At 61.2% G+C, this 428-nt stretch carries 1 protein-coding gene; it reads right to left on the bottom strand.

All coding sequences use genetic code 11. The features are described 5' to 3' along the window. A partial coding sequence (locus KIP88_RS46120) for a PAS domain S-box protein (RefSeq protein WP_249791577.1) occupies positions 1-410 on the bottom strand: 410 nt, incomplete at its 3' end. Positions 411-428 lie beyond the last annotated feature (18 nt).

The following is a 428-nucleotide window of genomic DNA, read 5'->3' as shown; positions in this document are numbered from 1 at the left end:
GCGATGGGCTGGCTAACTTCGTGGGCGACCGAGGCGGTGAGCTGGCCCATCGTTGCGACACGGTTGGCGTGCGTCAGCTCCCCCTGCCTCTCGCGGAAAGCCTCAGCAGCTCGCTTACGTTCGGTGATGTCGCGGCTCAGGGAAATGAACAGTCGCGGGCCGCCTTGGCAGAACTCTCGCACGCGAATCTCGACGGGGAACAGCGTGCCGTCTTTTCGGCGATGGCGACTCTCGAACGTTACGATGTCCCCCGCCTTGAGGCGCTCGCCGTAACGCTGCCACGTCACTGTGTTCAGATCCGCATCGAAATCGAACGGAGTCATCCCGATCAGTTCGTCCCGGCTATAGCCCAAGCTTTCGCAGGCGTTTCGATTCACGTCGAGAACAATTCCATCCTGGTTGTGGAGCATGAACGTGTCGGTCGCGTG

The sequence above is a fragment of the Bradyrhizobium sp. SRL28 genome, from assembly GCF_018596315.1.
In the GTDB taxonomy this organism is placed as follows: Bacteria; Pseudomonadota; Alphaproteobacteria; order Rhizobiales; family Xanthobacteraceae; genus Bradyrhizobium.
This window is presented reverse-complemented; position numbering and strand designations above follow the sequence as displayed.